Raw genomic sequence first — 19881 nt, 5'->3', positions numbered from 1 at the left:
ACTAGTTTTTAGTTTCTTTACATGTTATTTATTCTCCCACTTCCAGGCAGATAACAATGCGTCTTTTAAATTCAACTTGGCATTCCATTTCAAAATAGTATTTGCTTTATGGGTATCGGCATAAGCTGAAATCACATCGCCTTCTCGTCGCCCAACGATCTTGTAATTCAGTTTTTTACCTGAAACCTCTTCAAAAGTATGGATTACTTCAAGTACAGAACTCCCTTTACCTGTCCCAATATTAAATACTTCAAAATTGTCTTTATTAGAACCATTAATCAATCGTGTAAGAGCCATCACATGTGCCTTAGCTAAATCTACTACATGGATATAGTCTCTAACACAGGTGCCATCCTCAGTCGGATAATCATCTCCAAAAACAGATAACTGCGTTCTTTTACCGATGGCTGTCTGTGTAATAAATGGTACTAAGTTTTGAGGTGTACCCAATGGCAGCTCTCCAATTCTTATAGATTCATGAGCTCCAATCGGATTAAAATACCGCAAAGCAATCGCATTTAAGTTAGGGACAACTTTACATGTATCCAAAATAATTTCTTCCCCTATTTGTTTTGTATTTCCATAAGGCGATGCTGCTTTTTTTATGGGTGCTGATTCTGTTATTGGAAGCGAATCTGCCTGTCCATATACTGTACAGGAAGAACTAAAAATGAAATTTGCAGATTCTTTCTTTTGGAGTTCCTGCAGCAAATAAATCAAGGTGTTAAGATTGTTTTCATAATACAATAAAGGCAGTTCAACACTTTCTCCAACAGCTTTTGAAGCCGCAAAGTGAATCACGCCGTTAATATCATGATGTCTTTTAAAAAAATCGACTACCAATGATTTATCTCTTAAGTCAATTTTTTCAAAAACAAGTTCAATACCCGTTATAGCAATTATACCTTCTAAAACATCTATTGTTGAATTTGAAAGATTATCTATAATAACCACTTCAAAGCCTTCATTCTGAAGCTCTGCAACAACATGCGAGCCTATAAAGCCTAAGCCTCCCGTTACTAATATTTTCATTATTTATTTATTTCCAAAACAATTATTGAATCAATTTCATCCCTCTTGTTCGCATGCAAATCAATTTCAGTTCCTTTTGAAGTTTGTTTAACAACAGGATTCTTCACATTTAATCCTTTACTGCTAACTATTTTTTTATCAAGTGTTGGTAATACGAGTGGCGAACCATCTTCAGGCCATTTCAAAATATGCAAGTAAATTTTATTTCCCTTGAAAGTCATTCCTCCCCATTCTCCATTAGCAATCGGGCCACCACGTGTTCCATAAATGCTTTCTCCGTTCTTTAGAAGCCATTTCCCTATTTTTTTAAGAATAGCAATTTGGTCGGCAGGAAATTCTCCGGTTGGGAGCGGACCCACATTGAGTAGCAGGTTCCCATCGCCAGTTACTGTTTGAACCAGCGTTTGAATGACTTCTTTGAACGGCATGGTTTTTCCATCAGGACGGTACGACCAGCCGCCCCCATCAACACATTTGGTCATGGTCATGCACGACTCCCATGCCTGATCGGTTTGGAACTTACCGATTTTTTGCTCAGGTGTATCAAAATCGCCCTCTACCAGTTTCTGAAGTTCTTCACTTGGGGGAGCATCCTTCGCTCCTTTCACAAATCTGGCTCCACGGTCATTTACCAAAAGGGTTTTCCCTTGAAGCGAATACATCATATCGAACAATTGCTGAAAGGTGTAATCGCCCCAGTTGCCGGCCACATGATCGAACCAAACAATATCTACTTTCCCGTAATTGGTTAGCAGCTCACGCACCTGTCCTTCATAAAAATCGTTATATTTTTTATTATCACCCACCAGGTAATCGGGATGCGACCAGTCTCGGGTTGAATAGTACCATCCCAGTTTCAAACCATATTTATGAGCAGCATCGGAAAGCTCTTTGCAGATATCGCGTTTAAATGGGGTATTTGCAATGTTATAATCCCTGAGTTTGGTGTGCCAGTTTGAAAATCCATCGTGGTGTTTTGTCGTAAAAACAACGTATCTAAAACCTGCTTTTTTCGCCAGTTTCATCCATTCATCAGCATCAAATTTTAGCGGATTAAAACTTTTATATAGGTTGTCATATTCGTCATTAGGTACAAATGGTCCTTCTCCAGGATGATCGAAAGGATGATCCTGCCTCGACCAGCTTATTTCAGTTCCTTTTACACTGGATGGTCCCCAGTGCATAAACAAGCCCAGCTTGGCATCGCGAAACCAATCCAGTTTTGGGTTGTTTTGATATAAAGGACTGGCTTTCCCATTATTCTCACTTTTTTGAGCGCGTGTTTGCAAAACCGAAAGGAATGCACAACAGAAAATAAAGACTAGTTTGATTACTTGATTCATTTATTAATTTGTATTATACTGATATAGGTTGACCTTTTTAAATTTACTTCAAGTGTTACGAAACTTTGTAAAAGGATCTAGCAATTCAAATTATAACTTACAATCTAAATTTTTCACTTGATATTATTATTTCCCAATCATCTGTTCTGAAAGGTCCCGCAGGGAACTCTTCTTTGTTATAAAGATTATCATCTCTTGCATCATCTGCCCAGCCAAAACGAACAGCAATAGGGTTTTTAACTTTATCACTAAAAACAATTACCTTGTTGTTCTTAATATAAGCGGTGGCATAATAAAATATTTTATCTGCTCCTGCAACTTCAAAACCTTTAACAAATCCGTATTTATCTCTTGTAGACAACCCACTTCCAATATTTTCAAAGGTTAATGTAGCTTGATTTCCTTCTGTTTTCATGGACTTATAAACTGGTCCGCTAAAAACTCTCTTTTTATTATAAATAGTATTTAATGCAATGGCTGATAAACGGCTCCCTACATCCTGTTTGTTTGTTGGATGAATGTCCATAGGATTTCCAATATCAGTAGTTACTGCCATACCTGTATTAGGGAATTGCAACGTTGCTGTTTGCGCTTCACGCAATTCCGCCCACTTACTTCCTTTGGTGCTGTTGCCATTGGACGCATTAAAACTAGCTAACTGCACAAAGTAAAAAGGAAAATCACCTTGATTTCATTTTTGTCTCCAGTCTGAAATCATTAAAGGAAATGCTTTTCTATACTGAAATGCTCTATCCGTATTCGATTCACCTTGATACCATAAAACCCCTTGAAAAGCATAAGGAATCAATGGACTTATCATGGCATTGTACAAAAGCGTTGGGTAGCTATTAGGGCCGCCATGAAGGGAATGCTCTCCGTTGTTTATATTTAATTGTGTTTATTTGCCATTCAAAACAAATCGGCCTTTATTGATGCGGCCTGCAAACCGTCCTACAGTAGCACTAAAGTAAGGTGCGCTTTGTAAATTATAAGATGCTACATAATCATCTAATGTGTCAAATCCCAAAACGACATCAATAACTTCTCCATTCTTTAAAGGTATTTTTAATGATGAAACTGCAGCACCTAAATCAATTAGCTGTAGCGACATGCCTTTTTTATTTGTTAATTCACAAGAGCGAACGCTATCTCCGTTAGCTAATAAACCGAAGAATTTCACTAAATAATTAGATATTAAATGTGATATGTGTTTTGTTTTCATTCTTTTTTTATTAAATGCTGAAAATCAAAAGTAAAACAAAAATACATTTTAACATACCAGCACCTACCGGTTTATGTGTCTTGCGATAAAATTCCCTGTATTATGAAAATAATTTCGATTCAAAATAATTTGGGTATTCCAAAATACAAACAAATTATTCACTCAGTAGAAAAGGCAATTGAGGAAGAAAATCTTAAAAAAGGAGAAAAATTACCATCAGTAAACAAGGTGTGTATGGAACAGTCCTTGTCTAGAGACACTGTGCTTCAGGCGTATGACGAATTTAAAAAAAGGAGTAATTATCTATGCTATTCCTGGTAAGGGATATTATATAAAAAGTAATGAAACTACCATAAAACAAAATATTTTTTTATTTGATGGTTAAAGATCTTCAATGAAGTTATATACAATTCCTTTTTGACGAGCAAATGTTCAGGAGTTCAGGTTGATGTTTTATTCGTCATTCCAATATTGAACTTTTGAGAAAGTGATAAATAATTTAAATGGAAATTATATCAAATATAGCATCATGCCAACAAATTTATCTGAAGCTTCATCAATTATAAAAACCCTACCAGTTAAAGAAGTGTAAATATTAGATCAAACAAACCCTAAACTAAAAACGTATTTATCCAGTGTACCAAGAAATACCCAAACGATATCTAAGAAGCTCTAATAAAAGTAAAACCTGAACTTTTGAAAAAAAGGAATTAATTATGATTTTTCTTTGGTTTAGAATAGAATAGAGCATGCGAGAAGGATTTGAAAAGTTTTCTACTGATTTTTACTTACGCTACAACTAATAACGAAATTATTGAAAAGGGAAATTATCTCTTACAATGATTCGCCTCTTAAAAAAGTTGTTGAAAACAGAATTACTACTATTTCTACTAATTTTGAAACAATGAGGGGTATGCTGGCACTAATGATTTTAAAAAACAAAGAGGAGCAAATAGATAAAAACTGTGTGTTAATACTTAGGAATTTACTCTAATATAAAACCACGATATTCCTAAATGTAAAAAGAATTGTTATTGCAATTTTAAAGCTTTACAAATTAAGAATCCTAAAGATGGTTTTTATTAAAAATTTTGTGACACAATAGGCAGTTTAATTCAAGTTTAGATTAATACTTATTTACCGAGATGTTGGCGAGACAATGAAATTGCTAAGGGAAGGGGAACCATTATATGATCTAGAGATGGATGTTTTAAATTGTGTATATAATTATATTCTAAATAAAGTCATATTTAATAGGTAAAAGGACCTGTTAATTAATGAGTCCAAAGTAATATGAAGTTAATTCGTCTAAACTCAACCTCCATAATGTCTAGCTCTGTAGTTTACAAACTTTAAAATTTCTTCGATTGTTAAAAAAAACGAACACTATTGAGTTAATCGTAAATAATAAGCCAATTTGGGACAAACCATTTTTAATTTAAATTGGATTCATGGTTTCTGAGGTTCAATACTTAATCAATAAAGTGATTTAGTTTTTTTTTTGTAATAGCTTAAATTTTAACTTAAAGAATATTTCGACTTGTTTTTATGTGCTCGACAACACTAATTTTATGTGTTCGAACACATTTGTATTACCTTTCCTTGTTTTATTAAAATTTAATATATAGTTTAGCCATTCTTAAGAGTTAAATACTTGTTTTTTAGACTAAGCTTAAAAGGTTAAAGTTGACATAAAGACTTATTTTTTATATAGAACTCAATTAAGTTTATTTAAATAATTAGTTGTGAATTTTAAAATAAGGCAGACAAAAAAAATAATATTATTTGAAAAATATATTTAATAAAGAAGAGGATTATTATTAACCAAACTATAAAATGACTATGAAATTATTAACTAAAAACAAACCCAGAAATTTAAAGTGCTATGCTTTATCTGGAAGTCTTGTTAAATTAACAACTCTTTTGTTAATTAATGTGACGCTAAATGTTAGTGCCTCGGAAATCTCTAAAAAGGATAGTTTTCCTAAAATAGAGAATTGGAAATTTGCGCAAAAAATTATTAAAGGAAAAGTAGTTGACGAAAATGGAGGCCCTTTACCAGGGGCAATTGTTATGGCGAAAGGAACTAAAGTTGCTGTTCTAACCGATTTTGATGGTAACTTTGCGATAGACATGCCAGCAAATAGTACCAAATTGGTTATTAGTTTCACTGGGATGGAATCAAAAGAAGTTACTATAGGTAATGCTCCACTTACTATTGTTTTAAAGCAGCTAGGCCAAAAACTAGATGAAATTGTTGTTGTAGGTTATGCTAAACAAAAGAAAGTGAATCTTTCGGGGGCCGTAAATACGGTCAGTAGTAAAGTATTGGTTAATCGTCCTGTAACTTCTTTGACTAATGCGTTGCAAGGTGTTGTGCCAGGAGTGAATATTCTTGGACGTCCTGGGGATGTGGGATCTGATCTAGGGTCTATTAATCTTAGAGGAAGAGGGAATCTAGGTGCTTCAGAAGCTTTGTATGTAGTGGATGGTGTGCTTGTAGGTTCTGCAGATTTTTCAAGAATCAATCCAAATGATGTTGAAAGTATTTCAGTGTTAAAAGATGCTTCAGCTTCAGCTATTTATGGTTCTCGCGCTGCTTATGGTGTTATCCTTGTAACCACTAAAAGAGGTAAAGAAGGAAAAATGGCAATCAATTATAATACTTACTATGCTGCTCAGTCAGCTATCGTGTTACCAAAATGGTTGGGAGCTTATGATTATGCCACATTGCGTAATGAGGCAGCTTCAAATGCCGGAAAGTCCTTAAGGTTTTCTCCTTCGGATCTGCAAACAATAAAAGACAAGTCTAATCTTGATTTATTCGCTGATACAGATTGGTATGCGGCAGTTTTGAGAGCTTCTGCATCTATGTCCGAGCATCAATTAAGCGTTTCTGGTGGTGGAGATACTCGTTATTTCTTGAGTGGATCTATTTTTGAACAAAACTCACTTCTTCCTGGTAAAGACCTTAAACGTTTTTCCTTCCGTTCTAATCTAGAATCTAAAATATCCGATAAATTCAAAATAGGAACTAATCTTTCTTTCATTCGTGATGGTTTTGATAATAGTAAGGGAGATATAAACTTTACAGCTTTAAATAGAATGGTGCCAACATTGGCGGTACGACAGTCCGATGGCAATTGGGGAAGTATTAATGGAGGTTTAGTAGATCCTACTTTAGCTGGACAAAATCCATTACGTACATTAGAAGAGGGTGGTAGATCCGAATACAATACCAACAGATTTTTAGGTTCCGTAAATGCTACTTTGACACCTATAAAAGGACTTGATATTACTGGGCAATTTTCTTATAATTACTACAATAGTTTCAAGAGCAACTTTGTTAACACGATTGATCCAGTATTAAATTTTCTTACTGGAGCAGAAATTAGTAGTACGAGAGTAGGTCCTAATAGTCTTTCTGAGAATTGGAAAAATTCAAGTAATTTGCTAGCACAACTTCTTACCAGTTATGAGAGGAACATAAACAAACATTATGGTAAAATTTTAGTAGGAACATCTTTTGAAGATAACACAGGTAGATTTATACAGGTAGATCGTAAGTCGTTTGTTAATAATAATTTGGATGCAATCAATGCGGGTTCAGTAGACCCTTTGAATACAACTGCTACAGGTAATATTAATGGAAATTCCTTCAAATCTGTTTTTGGACGCTTTAATTATGCTTATGACAATAAATATTTGTTTGAATCTAGTTTAAGAGTTGATGAGTCTTCAAGATTTTCTCCAGGACATCGAAAAGGGGTTTTTCCTTCTTTATCAGGAGCTTGGCGTATTTCTCAAGAAGAATTCATGAAGTCGGTTGACTGGGTGTCAGAATTTAAGATCCGTGCTTCTTGGGGTAAACTTGGTAGTGTAAGCAATGTAGGTGATTATGATTTCTATGATGGGCTAAGTCCTGGTGTTGGTGCTATTTTAGATGGTACCAAGCAAACTGGGATTTTCTTAGGAAAATTAGGTAATCCTAATCTTACTTGGGAAAAAGTGAATATGACTAATGTTGGTCTGGATTTAAGTTTATGGAGAAATAAATTGAATTTGCAGCTAGATGCATACGAAAGAATGACTAATGGAATATTGTTAACAAATCCATCCTTACCAGATGAAGCCGGTTTAGATAGTTCAGCTAGTCCTTCAGTAAATTTAGCCAAAGTGCAAAATAAAGGAATTGAATTGTCGCTGACACACAACAATCATATTGGTGATTTTAATTTTTCAGTAGGTGGAAATTTCAGTAGAATCTGGAATAAAGTTATTGATCTTGGAGATCAAGGCGATCAAATAAACGGTAATTGGATTAACCGAGTTGGACAGCCGATAGGTTCTTTTTATATGTTGGAAGCTGATGGACTATTTGCTTCTAACGATGATGTTGCTGCTCATGCTTATCAATCAAATAAAACTAAAGCAGGGGATATCAAATACATAGACCAAAATGGGGATAATAAGATCGATGGGGATGACCGTGTAGTCACGGGAGGCGATGTGCCTTATATTACTTATGGTCTAAATATTACAGCTAATTATAAAAATTTCGACTTTTCTTTATTAGGACAAGGAGTTACTGATGTAAAAGTATATCTTGATAAAGAAGCATCTCAAGCCTTTTTTAATGGTGCGGGTGCTAAAGAATATGTGCTTGACAGATGGACTGTAGATAACCCGAATCCGAATGCTTCTTATCCTCGTATACTAAATTCAGCGGATAACACCCACAATCTCCAACAATCTAGTTTTTGGTTATTTAATGCGTCTTATTTTAGAGTTAAAAGCGTATCGATTGGGTACAGTTTGCCTAAGACTTTAACCTCAAAAATCAATGTTCAAGGAATAAGAGTATATGCATCGAGTAACAATCCATTCACTATAAGAGGAGATAAAAGAATGAAAGATTTTGATCCTGAAATGGCTTCATTTAGATCTTCCTATCCACAGCTTAAAACCTTTTCTTTTGGATTAAACGTGTCTCTATAACAATTTAAATTTAAATTTCATGAAATATATATCATATAAAATAGTTGCTATTTTAGCAATAACAGCTCTAAGCGGATGTTCTGACGCTTCGCTAGATAAACTACCGCAGGATCAAATATCAAGTAGTACTTTCTGGACAAATGAAACGGAAGCTCGTTTAGCTTTGACAGCATGCTACAAATATATAGATTTGAGCATATCGCTCTATTATGACACTGCCTATGATGATGCTGCTTCTGATAATGCCTATGCTCAATACCCTTGGGAGGGCCCTGCAACTGATTTAGGGGCGGGTAATATTAATGCATCATTAGAGCGTGGATATAAAGTAAGATATACCGCAATACGACAGTTTAATTATTTTTTGGACAATGTAGGTAAGACTCCTATGAATGAGGATCTTAAGAAAAGATTTATTGCTGAAGCAAAAGTTTTAAGAGCAATGACTTATTTTGAATTAGCGAGAAATTTTGGAGCAGTACCTTTGCTTAAAAATTTATATTCAGACCCTATAGAAACAGCGGTAATACCTACACCTGAAGCTGATGTAATTGCATTTGTATTGTCAGAATTGACAAGTGTTGCTGATCAGCTTCCAGTGAACTATGCGGGTGGAAAAAATAATGAAACAGGCCGAATTACAACTGGTGCTGCATGGGCAATCAAAGCAAGAGTAGAATTGCAATATGGAAAATACTCTGAAGCTGCTGCCAGTGCTAAACATGTGATGGGAATGGGTTATAATTTATTCAGAGTTTCAGCTTTATCAGCAAAAGACGTTGAAAGTGACTATTCAAATTTTTTAACTTTTGCAAATGTAGCGGAGAAAGAAAAATTCTACAAAGGAATGGCTAGTTATGAGCAACAATTTTGGGCGAATAATGAAAACAACAGCGAAGTTGTTTTGGCTGTACAAAAAATAACTAATTCTTCTTATGAATTTGGAAATTCATTAAATACTTTATTTCTGCCAAACGATACAGGAGGATGGAGCTCTATCACCCCAACTGTTGAGCTAGTGAATGCGTACTGGGATAAAAACGGTAATCCTTTTACTCCACCTACTGCGGCACAACGTGCTTCAAATTACAATAATGGAGCGCCTAATGCAGCATATTATGATGAGTTTAAAAATAGAGATACTCGTTTATATGCTAGTATTTTATTTCCGTCAAATCCTTGGGATAACTTTGACTCAGGTTATGTGTTTCAATGGGGTAAAGGAGGTAATAACAACAGTAAAACTGGTTATAACTTTAGGAAAGTAGTTGACCCTGCTTCTTTAAGTAATACTTGGGATGGTGCACAGGATATTCAACTTATTCGCTATGCGGAAATTTTACTTACTTACGCTGAAGCTAAAAATGAAGCATCTGGTCCAGACGCTACTATTTATGCGGCATTAAATGACATTAGAGACCGTGCTGGAATGCCTGCAGTTGATCCGATCGTGTATGGTACAAAAGTCAAGCTACGTGAATTGATACGCAATGAAAGGCGTATTGAATTAGCAGGTGAAGGACAACGTTTTCACGACATTCGTCGTTGGAATATTGCCAGTAGTGTTATGAAAACAATCTATGATATTACTAACGGAAAGGCTCAGGAACGAACTTGGGAAGATAAATTTATTAAAATGCCTTATCCTCAAAGTGCTATTGATCACAATCCTAATTTAAAAGATGCACAAGCAGCTAAAGGATATTAACAATATTTGGTTTGTTTTTTGTAGAAAAAGCCTCATTTACAATTGTAGATGGGGCTTTTTAGTTTTATATATGTAAATTAAAAATCCGTTTATTAATTGCCTTCCCACATATTAACTATGTAGAAAGAAATTTTCTTAATAATTGTTAAAGAAAGGTATAAGAGAAACTAAAAAAAATGTATTAAGGTGTTTAATAAGTTTCAATATAGTTATTGTTTTCAGAAGTTTTCATTTCGTATAAATTGTATAAAGCTTGATATAAAAAATTGCCTCCATGTGCTCGAACACATTATTTATTGATTTTCTTGTTTTATTGGAATTAAATCAATAATTTCGTGATGTTAAGGCTTTTACAATATGTTTTATTCATGTTTTTTTTTAACCATAGAAATAGCTAATATAATGGAACTTTTCTATGAAGGAAAACGCCGTTCATATTTAATCAGGATGAACAAATATGTTGTTCTTGTAAATGCATACCATCTAAGAGTTGGAGCAACCGCACCAATAAAAATTTCTCAAAATAAATAATATACGTATGACGATCCATAATTTAATAAAGAAAATGACAGTGATTTTTGGGATATACCTCGTAGTAGGTTGCTCTGGAAATGATGGCAATATCATAGAGACAATAAGTATTGGAACACATGGTAGTAATCAATTGCAAATTCAGATTGATGTAGTTACAAGTAAGAAGGCCGAAGTTTTTGCTGAATATTGGCCAGATCGTATTGGGATTAAAGGAAAAATGGCTTCTTTAATTTCTAACAATGGATTGGCTCACTCTATAGTTATTACTAATATTACTCCTTTAACAAATTATAGTTATCAACTTGTTACCTATCAAGATGGTATTAAAAAGACAAGTAAAATCTATAACTTTAAATCCGGAAAATTTCTTGAATGGATACAAAAACAATTTGAAGTAAGCTTTAAAGATTCTAAATTACTGCCTCAAGAGTTCAAAGAAGGATTTATGCTTTTAAGCAAAAGAGAAACACCTGGTGTAGCATATATTATTGATTATAGAGGTAATTTAAGATGGTATCATGCCGTGGATAAAACAGGATTTAAAGTTTCTCGTTTTACTGATGATCAAAGTATTATTTCGATACTTGGAAATAATGACGATCCTGCCAGCTATGGTAGTGAAATTTTGGAAATTAATTTGCTAGGAGATACTTTAACCCATCTTAAGAAAGGAGAAGGAGATCTTCAGCAAGTAATACATCATGAAATTATTAAAAAGAGCAAGGAGGAAATAGTAACTTTATATGTTGATGAAAAGATAATAGATTTAAGATCCATTGGAGGAAAAGAAAAAGATACCATAAAAGGTGATGGAATCCTTATCTTGGATAGAAAAGGAAAAAAACTTTGGAAATGGAGTGTCTTTGATGTGATGGATCCCATGAAAGACCCACACTTACTTAAAACAAAAAAGGACTGGATGCATGCGAACAGTTTAAATTATGATAAAGATGGAAATTTTATTATCTCTTTTTATAATAATGGACAAATTTGGAAAGTGGATTCCCATAACGGAAAAGTCATTTGGAAAATAGGTAAAGGCGGTACAATAGCTATGCCTGCCGATTGTAATTTTTCGCAAGCACACGCAGTGCACATTAATTCAAAAGGTAATTTAATGTTTTTTGATAATGGTGTTGATAAACATCAATCCTCCGTTTTTGCATTAAACATTGATGAAAAAAATCAAAAGGCTAAATTAGATTTGCATATTAAATTGCCTGTTAAGATATATAATGAAAGGATGGGAAGTGCTTATATGATAGGGGATAGTGCCATTTTGGCTTGTTGTTCTAAAAAAAACAAGACCGTTTTGGTTGATACTGAAGGGACAATTCTATGGACATTGGAATCAAATTTCCCTCCATATCGGGTTCAATTTATTCCTAAAGAGAAACTCAAGCCGTTTCTGTTAAATTAAAAAAAAATAAAATTTAGGATTTGGGTTATAGGATATTTTAATTGTGCTATTTATTTCTAATCCGATCTAATTAACTTGAGATATGAAAAAAAATAGTATTATTAGTTTGATTGCAGTATTGATCATCTTTATTTTAAATTCTTGTAATTCTTCTAATGCGAAGTCAGTTGAAGCGTCTGCGCAAGCAACTGATGCAGATTATTATATTACTATTGATGCTTCAAAAATCCCCAATGATAAATTTGGAGAATCAGTACGTTATGGAAGAGAATTAATGCTTAGGACAGCTTATTATATTGGACCAAATGGGATTAATGGGAAATATTTGGGAAATAAAATGAATTGTACTAATTGTCATCAAGATGCGGGTACCAAGCCTTATTCATTCAATTTGATAACTACGAATGACAACTATCCTCAATTTAGAGGTCGAGAAGGAAAAGTACTTACTCTTGCAGAAAGGGTAAACAACTGTGTGATGCATCCACATAATGGTAGGCCACTACCACTTGACAGTAAGGAAATGGTTGCTTTTCTCTCTTATTATAAATGGATAAATAGTTTTGTTTCAAAAGACAGCCTGTTCAATGGAGCAAAAAGTATTGAGATTTCATTTCCAGATATTGCTGCAAGTCCAGAGCGTGGAAAAGCGCTTTTTATAGAAAATTGTGTTCGCTGTCATGGTATCGACGGGCAAGGCCAATATAATGCTGACAAATCAGGATATGTTTACCCACCTCTATGGGGAGAATTTGGTTATCAACCGGGTTCGAGTATGCATAGAATTATCAAGCAAGCAAGATGGTTAAAAGCAAATATGCCTTATGATAAAGTAACCCTTGGTAAACCATATCTTACAGATACAGAGGCATTGGATATAGCTGCTTATGTTAATGATGATTCAATTCACGAGAGACCGAACGCTAAAACTCATGATATTGTATATCCAGATAATAAGGATAAGTCTATTGATTATGACAAAGGACCTTTTGTCGACATTTTCTCAGAGACTCAACATAAATACGGACCCTACCAACCAATTATTGGTTATTGGAAAAAGCAAGGTTGGAAGCCAGTTTATTAGATTATTATTTATTATTGACAATTAGCCCCACTTTCGTATTAAGAGTGGGGTTTTTAGTTTTAAATTTTGTCATGGTTGACAATGAGACCGAGAATGATTTATAATTCAATTTTTGATGTTCTGGTAGAAACGCTCTCTTTTATTTGTTTCTAAAAAATATTGAAGATGTTAATTTCTTTGCATATAATATCATTATTAGCTTTTTTTGAGATTAAGAAAGAGTTTTAGTGATTTAAAGGTTGCTATTGATTTTTCATTTCATGTTGAAGATAAGAAATAGGGTGTTGTTTTAGGAATTAAGTTTTTTTTTGAAGGTTATTCTTATTTTACTCGACTATTGTAAATTAGTCATTTTGATGAGGTATTATTGTCCTTTCTATTTTGTTTAAATTTTGTTTTTTTTCTATAAAAATGAGTTATGTCTTTTTTAATTCTGTTTAAAATGCAAATTAATTGTGTTCGAGCACATTTTATTGCTATTTTCTTGTTTTATAAAATTTAAATCGATAATTTCGTGATTGAAATGATTGGATTGCTGGTGTTGTTAAAACAAAATCAGTCTTTTAGAGAAATTTAATTTAATTAAATTACAGCAAAAAAGTGTTTTAGACATTTTAGAGATAAAGTGGATATAAAATCTTTATAGCTATAGTTTCATTTGAAAATAATGAAGTTTCTAAAGGATTAAGTTGCTTGTCATTCAAAAATTTATATTTATTTTAATAATAATAATTTATGAAAAAAATAATTCTAATACTGCCATTTTTTCTTTTGTTGCATTCTGTTTTTGGCCAACAAATTAATTATACTTCGGGGAATAACGGTTGGGATCCTGATGTATTGGGGAACCATCGATTTATAATAAACGTTTCGACACAAGCTTTGGTTAAAAACAAAAATGTCAGCCACGTAATAATTCCATGGAGAAGAAAAGATACAAATCCGGAAGCAAAAGCGCTTGTAGTTATTGATGCCAAAACGAATAAAAAAATAACAAACGTTACTCTACAAAATAGCAACAGGGAACTTGGTGAATTACTTTTTGAGCCAGTTTCTGGAGCAGGAAATTATTATGTGTACTATTTGTTATACAGAAATGAAGGAAGTGCTAATTACCCAAAGGGAGTTTATTTAAAATCCGTGGAGACTGCGTCTGCAGATTGGTTGAAGCAGGTTTCATCATCTAAAACATATGCTGAAGCGCAAATGACAGAATATCAATCGGTAGATGATTTTAACAGTTTTTATCCAATGGATTTTATTGCTACTGTAAAAGAGAAGGCTACTTTTCTTTCTAATGAAGCATCTTCTGGCTTTGTTGTAATACCCGAAGATAGAATGTTCTCCATACGAATGAAACATGATTTACCTATGAAGTGGATGAACAAACCAATCCCTTCGTCGTTTACCGGAGAGGCAAATAAAGGAGAATACTATGCTTATCAGTTAGGAGTTTATGCTTTGCAGAACTTGAAAAATGTAAAAGTAATATTCAGTAAATTAACTGCAGTTTCAGGGGAAACTATTCCCGTTTCAAGAATAGCTTGCATTAACACTGATGGTACTACGTATGATGATAAGCCGTTTAAGAAAATAGTAGATGTAATAAAAGATGATGTACAGCCATTGTGGTGTGGTATTGATGTGCCTCAGGATGTCAAAGCTGGAGATTACATAGGACAAGCTACGGTGACTGCCGATGGACAAAAATCTAGAACCATTCAAATTAATTTAAAAATAACGGATAAATTAGCTGCTGACGGAGGTATAAGCGAGCCTTGGAAACAAACCCGCTTAAAATGGTTGAATTCGTCATTGGCACAGGAAAACACTGTAATTGCACCGTACATTCCATTAGAAGTAGATAAGAATACTATAAGTTTATTAGGTAGAAAAATGGAACTGAATGAAGATGGATTTCCTAAACAAATTCAAACATTCTTTACTCCAGAAATGACTTCAATTGGAACAAAAGCAAATGACCTTCTTATAGAACCAGCTCATTTTAAATTTTTGGATAGTTCTGGAAAAGAATGTCAAAAATGGAAAATTAGCGGTGTAAAATTCTTGAAAAAAGATGCTGGAACTGTGGCTTGGGAAAGCAGCAGTACTTCTGACGCTGTACAAATGGATGTAAATGCGGCTTTAGAATTTGACGGGTTTTTATCGTATACTGTAAAAATAACTGCACTTGAAGATGTTGTTTTTAGTGACATTAATTTTCATTTACCCATGCAGCCTACTGCCGCAAAGTACCTGATGGGGCTTGGGCAAAAAGGAGGGAATCGCCCTGAAAATTTACAATGGAAATGGGATGTGGCCAATAAAAATCAAGATGGAGCTTGGATTGGGAATGTGAATGCAGGATTGCAATTTTCACTTCGTGATGAAAAATACAGCCGTCCGTTGAATACGAATTTCTATTTGCAAAAACCGTTGTTGTTGCCTACTTCTTGGGGTAATGATAATAAAGGAGGAATTAATGTTTCTCAAAAAGGAAAAGCGGTTTTAGTGAACGCCTATAGTGGTAGTCGCGGTATGAAAAAAGGAGAGGTGTTGTATTATAATTTTACCTTGTTAATAACTCCTTTCCATGCAATCGATACTGATTTTCAGTGGGAAACTCGTTTTTATCACAGTTATAATGCTATAGACAGTATCAAAGCTACAGGAGCTACGGTAGCTAATATTCACCATGCAACGCCTATTAATCCGTACATCAATTATCCTTTTATAGAGCATGTAAAAATGAAAACCTTTATTGATGAGGCACACAGTAAAGGGTTAAAGGTTAAGATTTATAATACCGTAAGGGAACTTTCGAATAAGGCTTATGAAACATTCGCAATGAGAAGTTTGGGTCATGAAATATATTCTCCGGGAAAAGGTGGAGGTTTCAGTTGGTTACAAGAGCATATCGGCGATGATTATCTTGCCGCTTGGTTTGTTCCTGAAATAAAAGATGCAGCCATTGTAAATAGTGGTATGAGTCGTTGGCATAATTATTATGTAGAAGGGATGAATTGGTTAACAAAAGAAGTGGGTATCGATGGTATTTATCTTGACGATGTAGCTTTTGATCGCATCACCATGAAGCGTATCAAAAGAGTGCTTACGCAAAATGGCCATCCCGGAATTATTGATTTACACTCGGCTAACCAATACAACAAAAGTGATGGGTTTAATAACAGTGCCAATTTGTACATGGAGCATTTCCCATATCTAAACAGGCTATGGTTTGGAGAATATTTCGATTATGAAAAAAGTAATCCTGATTTCTTCCTGACCGAAGTTAGTGGAATTCCTTATGGGTTAATGGGGGAAATGTTGCAAGATGGAGGAAATCCTTGGCGTGGAATGATTTATGGAATGACTAATAGAATGCCATGGAGCGATAATGCCGATCCACGTCCGATCTGGAAAGTTTGGGATGATTTTGGAATGAAAGGAACCGAAATGATTGGATATTGGAGTGAAAATTGTCCTGTAAAAACAAGCAATGATAAAGTGTTAGCCACTGTTTATAAAAAGAACGGTACTGCCTTAATTGCTATTGCAAGTTGGGCTGATACTGATGTAAAAGTAAAACTCAACATCGACTGGAAGAAGTTGGGAATAGATCCTGCCAAAGCTACGATAACCGCTCCTGCGATTACTAACTTTCAACCTTCGCAAACCTTTTTTGTTACGGATGAAGTAGCTGTGACAAAAGGGAAAGGATGGTTGCTTATCGTTAAGGAATAACGTCAATATGATATAGTTGGCTGCTTTTTAGTTGAATTAAAAGGCAGTCAAACTACACTATAATAAAAACGATAAATCGTTCCATATAAAACTTAACCCATTAGTGTTCATTTTGCTCTTTGGAAGCTTTTTTGTGAATGCCAAAATTATTGGAAAATGTTTAACTGCGGATGAAAAAGACGATGAAGTTCGAATTATAGAAAAGCTTTAAAAGAAGTATTTGAACAACGTAATAATTTGCTGTAATTCTATCAAAATACAATCATTATAAATAAAACAAAATGAAGAATCTCTTTTTAAAATACACCATTTTTAGCTTTGTCTTATTAGCATGCCAAAAAATAGAAGCACAAAATATTGACCAAAATAAAAATGAATTATCAGCTTATAGAGTTACTGCTTTAAAAGTTAATGATTTAGTGCATACAAAACTTGAAGTATCATTTGATTATGGTAAGCGATACTTATACGGGAAAGGATGGGTGACTTTAAAGCCTCATTTTTACGAAACGGATACACTTACTTTAGATGCCAAAGGAATGGATATTAAAGAAATTTCTATAGTCGTAGGGAAGAAAAGTATTCCTTTAAAATATACCTATAACAATGAGCAACTTTTTATTACCTTAAATAGAAAGTATAAAAGCACAGAGAACTATACTGTTTTTATTAATTATACAGCAAAACCGGATGAATTAAAATCAAAAGAGGGCACTGCTATTACTGATACAAAAGGATTGTATTTTATAAATCCTGAAGGCAAGGAGGATAAGCCAATTCAAATTTGGACACAAGGGGAAACGGAATCATCCTCTGTTTGGTTTCCTACTATCGATTCACCAAATCAAAAAACAACTTCTGAAATTGCAATGACAGTAGATGCTAAATATACTACCTTATCAAATGGGAAATTAATTGCACAAAAAACCAACAAAAACGGGACTCGTACGGATACCTGGAAAATGGACTTGCCTCATTCGCCTTATTTATTTATGATGGCCGTAGGAGATTTTAAAGTATTTAAAGACTCATACAAAGGAAAAGAAGTTAATTATTACCTAGAGCCGAAGTATGCGCCATACGCCAAACAAATTTTTGGAAAAACGCCTGATATGATGAATTTTTATAGCAATATGTTAGGAATGGAATATCCGTGGGTGAAGTATGCTCAAATTGTTGCGAGAGATTTCGTTGCTGGTGCAATGGAAAATACTTCGGCTACTTTACATGGCGAGTATGTACAGAAAACCGAAAGAGAGTTGCTTGACGATAATCAAGAAAGTACAATTGCTCATGAACTTTTCCATCAATGGTTTGGTGATTATGTAACGGCTGAATCCTGGTCAAATTTGACCATGAATGAATCTTTTGCCACTTTTGGAGAAGTTCTTTGGCATGGACATGATGCTGGACAAGATGCTGAGGATCGATCCCGTTATGAAAAATTACAAAATTATTTGCGTTCTCAAAAAAATGGGGATAGCCCGATTTTAGCACGTTTTCATTATAAGAAAGGAGATGATATGTTTGATAATATTAGTTACTCCAAAGGCTCCATAATTTTATATGCTTTAAAAAATCAAATGGGCGACGCAGCCTTTTTTAAATCGTTAAATCGTTATTTGACTACTAATGCACTTAAAAATGGAGAAACTCACCAGTTACGATTAGCCATGGAGGAGATAACTGGAAAAGATTGGAGTCCTTACTTTAACCAATGGTATTATCAAGGAGGTAATCCAATTTTAAATATTGATTATGGTTATGCGAATGGAAAAGTCACAATTGTTGTAAAACAAGTACAAGAAAGTTCGGTGCAAACTTTTAGCCTCCCGCTAAAAGTCGATTTTTATGTTAATGGAACTAAAATAAGAAAGGATATTTTAATTGATAAAAGAGAACAAAATTTCAGTTTTGATGTAGCTGCTCAACCAGACTTTATAGATATGGATCCAGATAAAATTTTAGTTGGTCAAATTATAGATAACAAAAAAGTGTCGGATTATCTTTATCAATACAAAAATGCGCCATCCTATTACAACCGAATTGAAGCAATAAAATTTGCAGCTAACGATAAAAGTCATGATGGGCAACTTATTTTATTAGCTGGCTTAGAAGATCAGCAATACGATTTGCGAACACTTAGTATTAAAGCAATTGATTTAGAGGATAGTCAAATAAAAGAGTCTGCATTAAAAAGGATACTGAACATAGCTAAAAATGATAGAAAGACGATTGCTAGAGCCGCTGCAATTGTAAAATTGGCATCTACAGGCGATACTAATTATAAAGAATTAATGCGAGAAAGTGTTAAAAATCAATCTTATAATGTAATTGCAGCCGGTTTATGTGGATTAACAAAATTTGATCCTGTTGCCGCAGATAAAGTAGTTACATCATTAGATGAAGACACTAAAAAACATGTAATGCCGCTAATCAAAAAATTTAATAATCAAAAATAGGTAGTGAAAATTTTGTTTTTAGGATCAAATAGAATCTATAAATAATCAAAGATCATAGAGAATGCTAAAGCGTGTTTTGGGCTTAGGAAAAAATCAGATAACACATTGATAACTAATAATTTGGGTACTATGAGAAGTGTAAAGTTTTGGAATATTAAAGAGTTGTTTTATTTAGGATATATAGATGTTCTGTATATAATCCAAAAGAGATGCTTAAGATTGGTCTTTCTTTTTGCTGCAGTCAAAGTAAGGAATTAGAAAATTGGAAATTCTTAAAAAAATAATAATGTTGGTAAGGGCAATCGATGAAAAGGGACAACATGCAGGTGGAGCT

At 33.8% G+C, this 19881-nt stretch carries 11 protein-coding genes; 7 read left to right on the top strand and 4 right to left on the bottom strand.

The features are described from left to right. Positions 1-24: 24 nt before the first annotated feature. The 4 genes from galE to BLV35_RS15380 all read right to left on the bottom strand — a co-directional run bounded on the left by galE (position 25) and on the right by BLV35_RS15380 (position 3597). Positions 25-1032, bottom strand: coding sequence for a UDP-glucose 4-epimerase GalE (gene galE / locus BLV35_RS15395; RefSeq protein ID WP_091092258.1), 1008 nt, complete (start codon positions 1030-1032; stop codon positions 25-27). Continuing rightward, complete coding sequence (locus BLV35_RS15390; protein WP_091092255.1) at positions 1032-2375, bottom strand: alpha-L-fucosidase; 1344 nt, start codon at positions 2373-2375, stop codon at positions 1032-1034. The genes galE and BLV35_RS15390 overlap by 1 nt, the downstream gene beginning before the upstream one ends. A gap of 97 nt (positions 2376-2472) precedes the next feature. Continuing rightward, positions 2473-3039, bottom strand: coding sequence for a hypothetical protein (locus tag BLV35_RS15385; RefSeq protein ID WP_091092252.1), 567 nt, complete (start codon positions 3037-3039; stop codon positions 2473-2475). Between the two features lie 234 nt (positions 3040-3273). Continuing rightward, positions 3274-3597 carry an aldose epimerase family protein gene (locus tag BLV35_RS15380; protein ID WP_091092250.1) on the bottom strand — a complete coding sequence of 108 codons (324 nt, stop codon included), beginning with the start codon at positions 3595-3597 and terminating at the stop codon, positions 3274-3276. A 102-nt stretch (positions 3598-3699) separates the two neighbouring features. Between BLV35_RS15380 and BLV35_RS19555 the strand changes: the two genes are divergently transcribed. From BLV35_RS19555 to BLV35_RS15345, 7 genes are all read left to right on the top strand, one after another. Then, complete coding sequence (locus tag BLV35_RS19555) at positions 3700-3918, top strand: GntR family transcriptional regulator (protein WP_245712083.1); 219 nt, start codon at positions 3700-3702, stop codon at positions 3916-3918. Positions 3919-5439: 1521 nt separating this feature from the next. Next, positions 5440-8595 (top strand): SusC/RagA family TonB-linked outer membrane protein, encoded by a 3156-nt coding sequence (locus BLV35_RS15370; protein WP_091092380.1) that lies wholly within the window; start codon positions 5440-5442, stop codon positions 8593-8595. A 19-nt stretch (positions 8596-8614) separates the two neighbouring features. Beyond that, a complete protein-coding gene (locus tag BLV35_RS15365) occupies positions 8615-10303 on the top strand; it encodes a RagB/SusD family nutrient uptake outer membrane protein (RefSeq protein ID WP_091092247.1) in 1689 nt (562 codons plus the stop codon). 538 nt (positions 10304-10841) lie between these two features. Next, on the top strand, positions 10842-12257 hold the full coding sequence (locus BLV35_RS15360; RefSeq protein WP_091092244.1) for an aryl-sulfate sulfotransferase: 1416 nt from the start codon (positions 10842-10844) through the stop codon (positions 12255-12257). Between the two features lie 82 nt (positions 12258-12339). After that, positions 12340-13341 (top strand): c-type cytochrome, encoded by a 1002-nt coding sequence (locus BLV35_RS15355; protein WP_091092241.1) that lies wholly within the window; start codon positions 12340-12342, stop codon positions 13339-13341. A 735-nt stretch (positions 13342-14076) separates the two neighbouring features. Next, entirely contained in the window at positions 14077-17085 is a 3009-nt protein-coding gene (locus BLV35_RS15350) for a glycoside hydrolase domain-containing protein (RefSeq protein WP_091092239.1), read from the top strand. Between the two features lie 281 nt (positions 17086-17366). After that, positions 17367-19547, top strand: a complete 2181-nt coding sequence (locus BLV35_RS15345; protein WP_091092237.1) for a M1 family metallopeptidase — start codon at positions 17367-17369, stop codon at positions 19545-19547. Positions 19548-19881 lie beyond the last annotated feature (334 nt).

This window comes from Flavobacterium gillisiae (genome assembly GCF_900107635.1).
Taxonomy (GTDB): Bacteria; Bacteroidota; Bacteroidia; order Flavobacteriales; family Flavobacteriaceae; genus Flavobacterium; species Flavobacterium gillisiae.
This window is presented reverse-complemented; position numbering and strand designations above follow the sequence as displayed.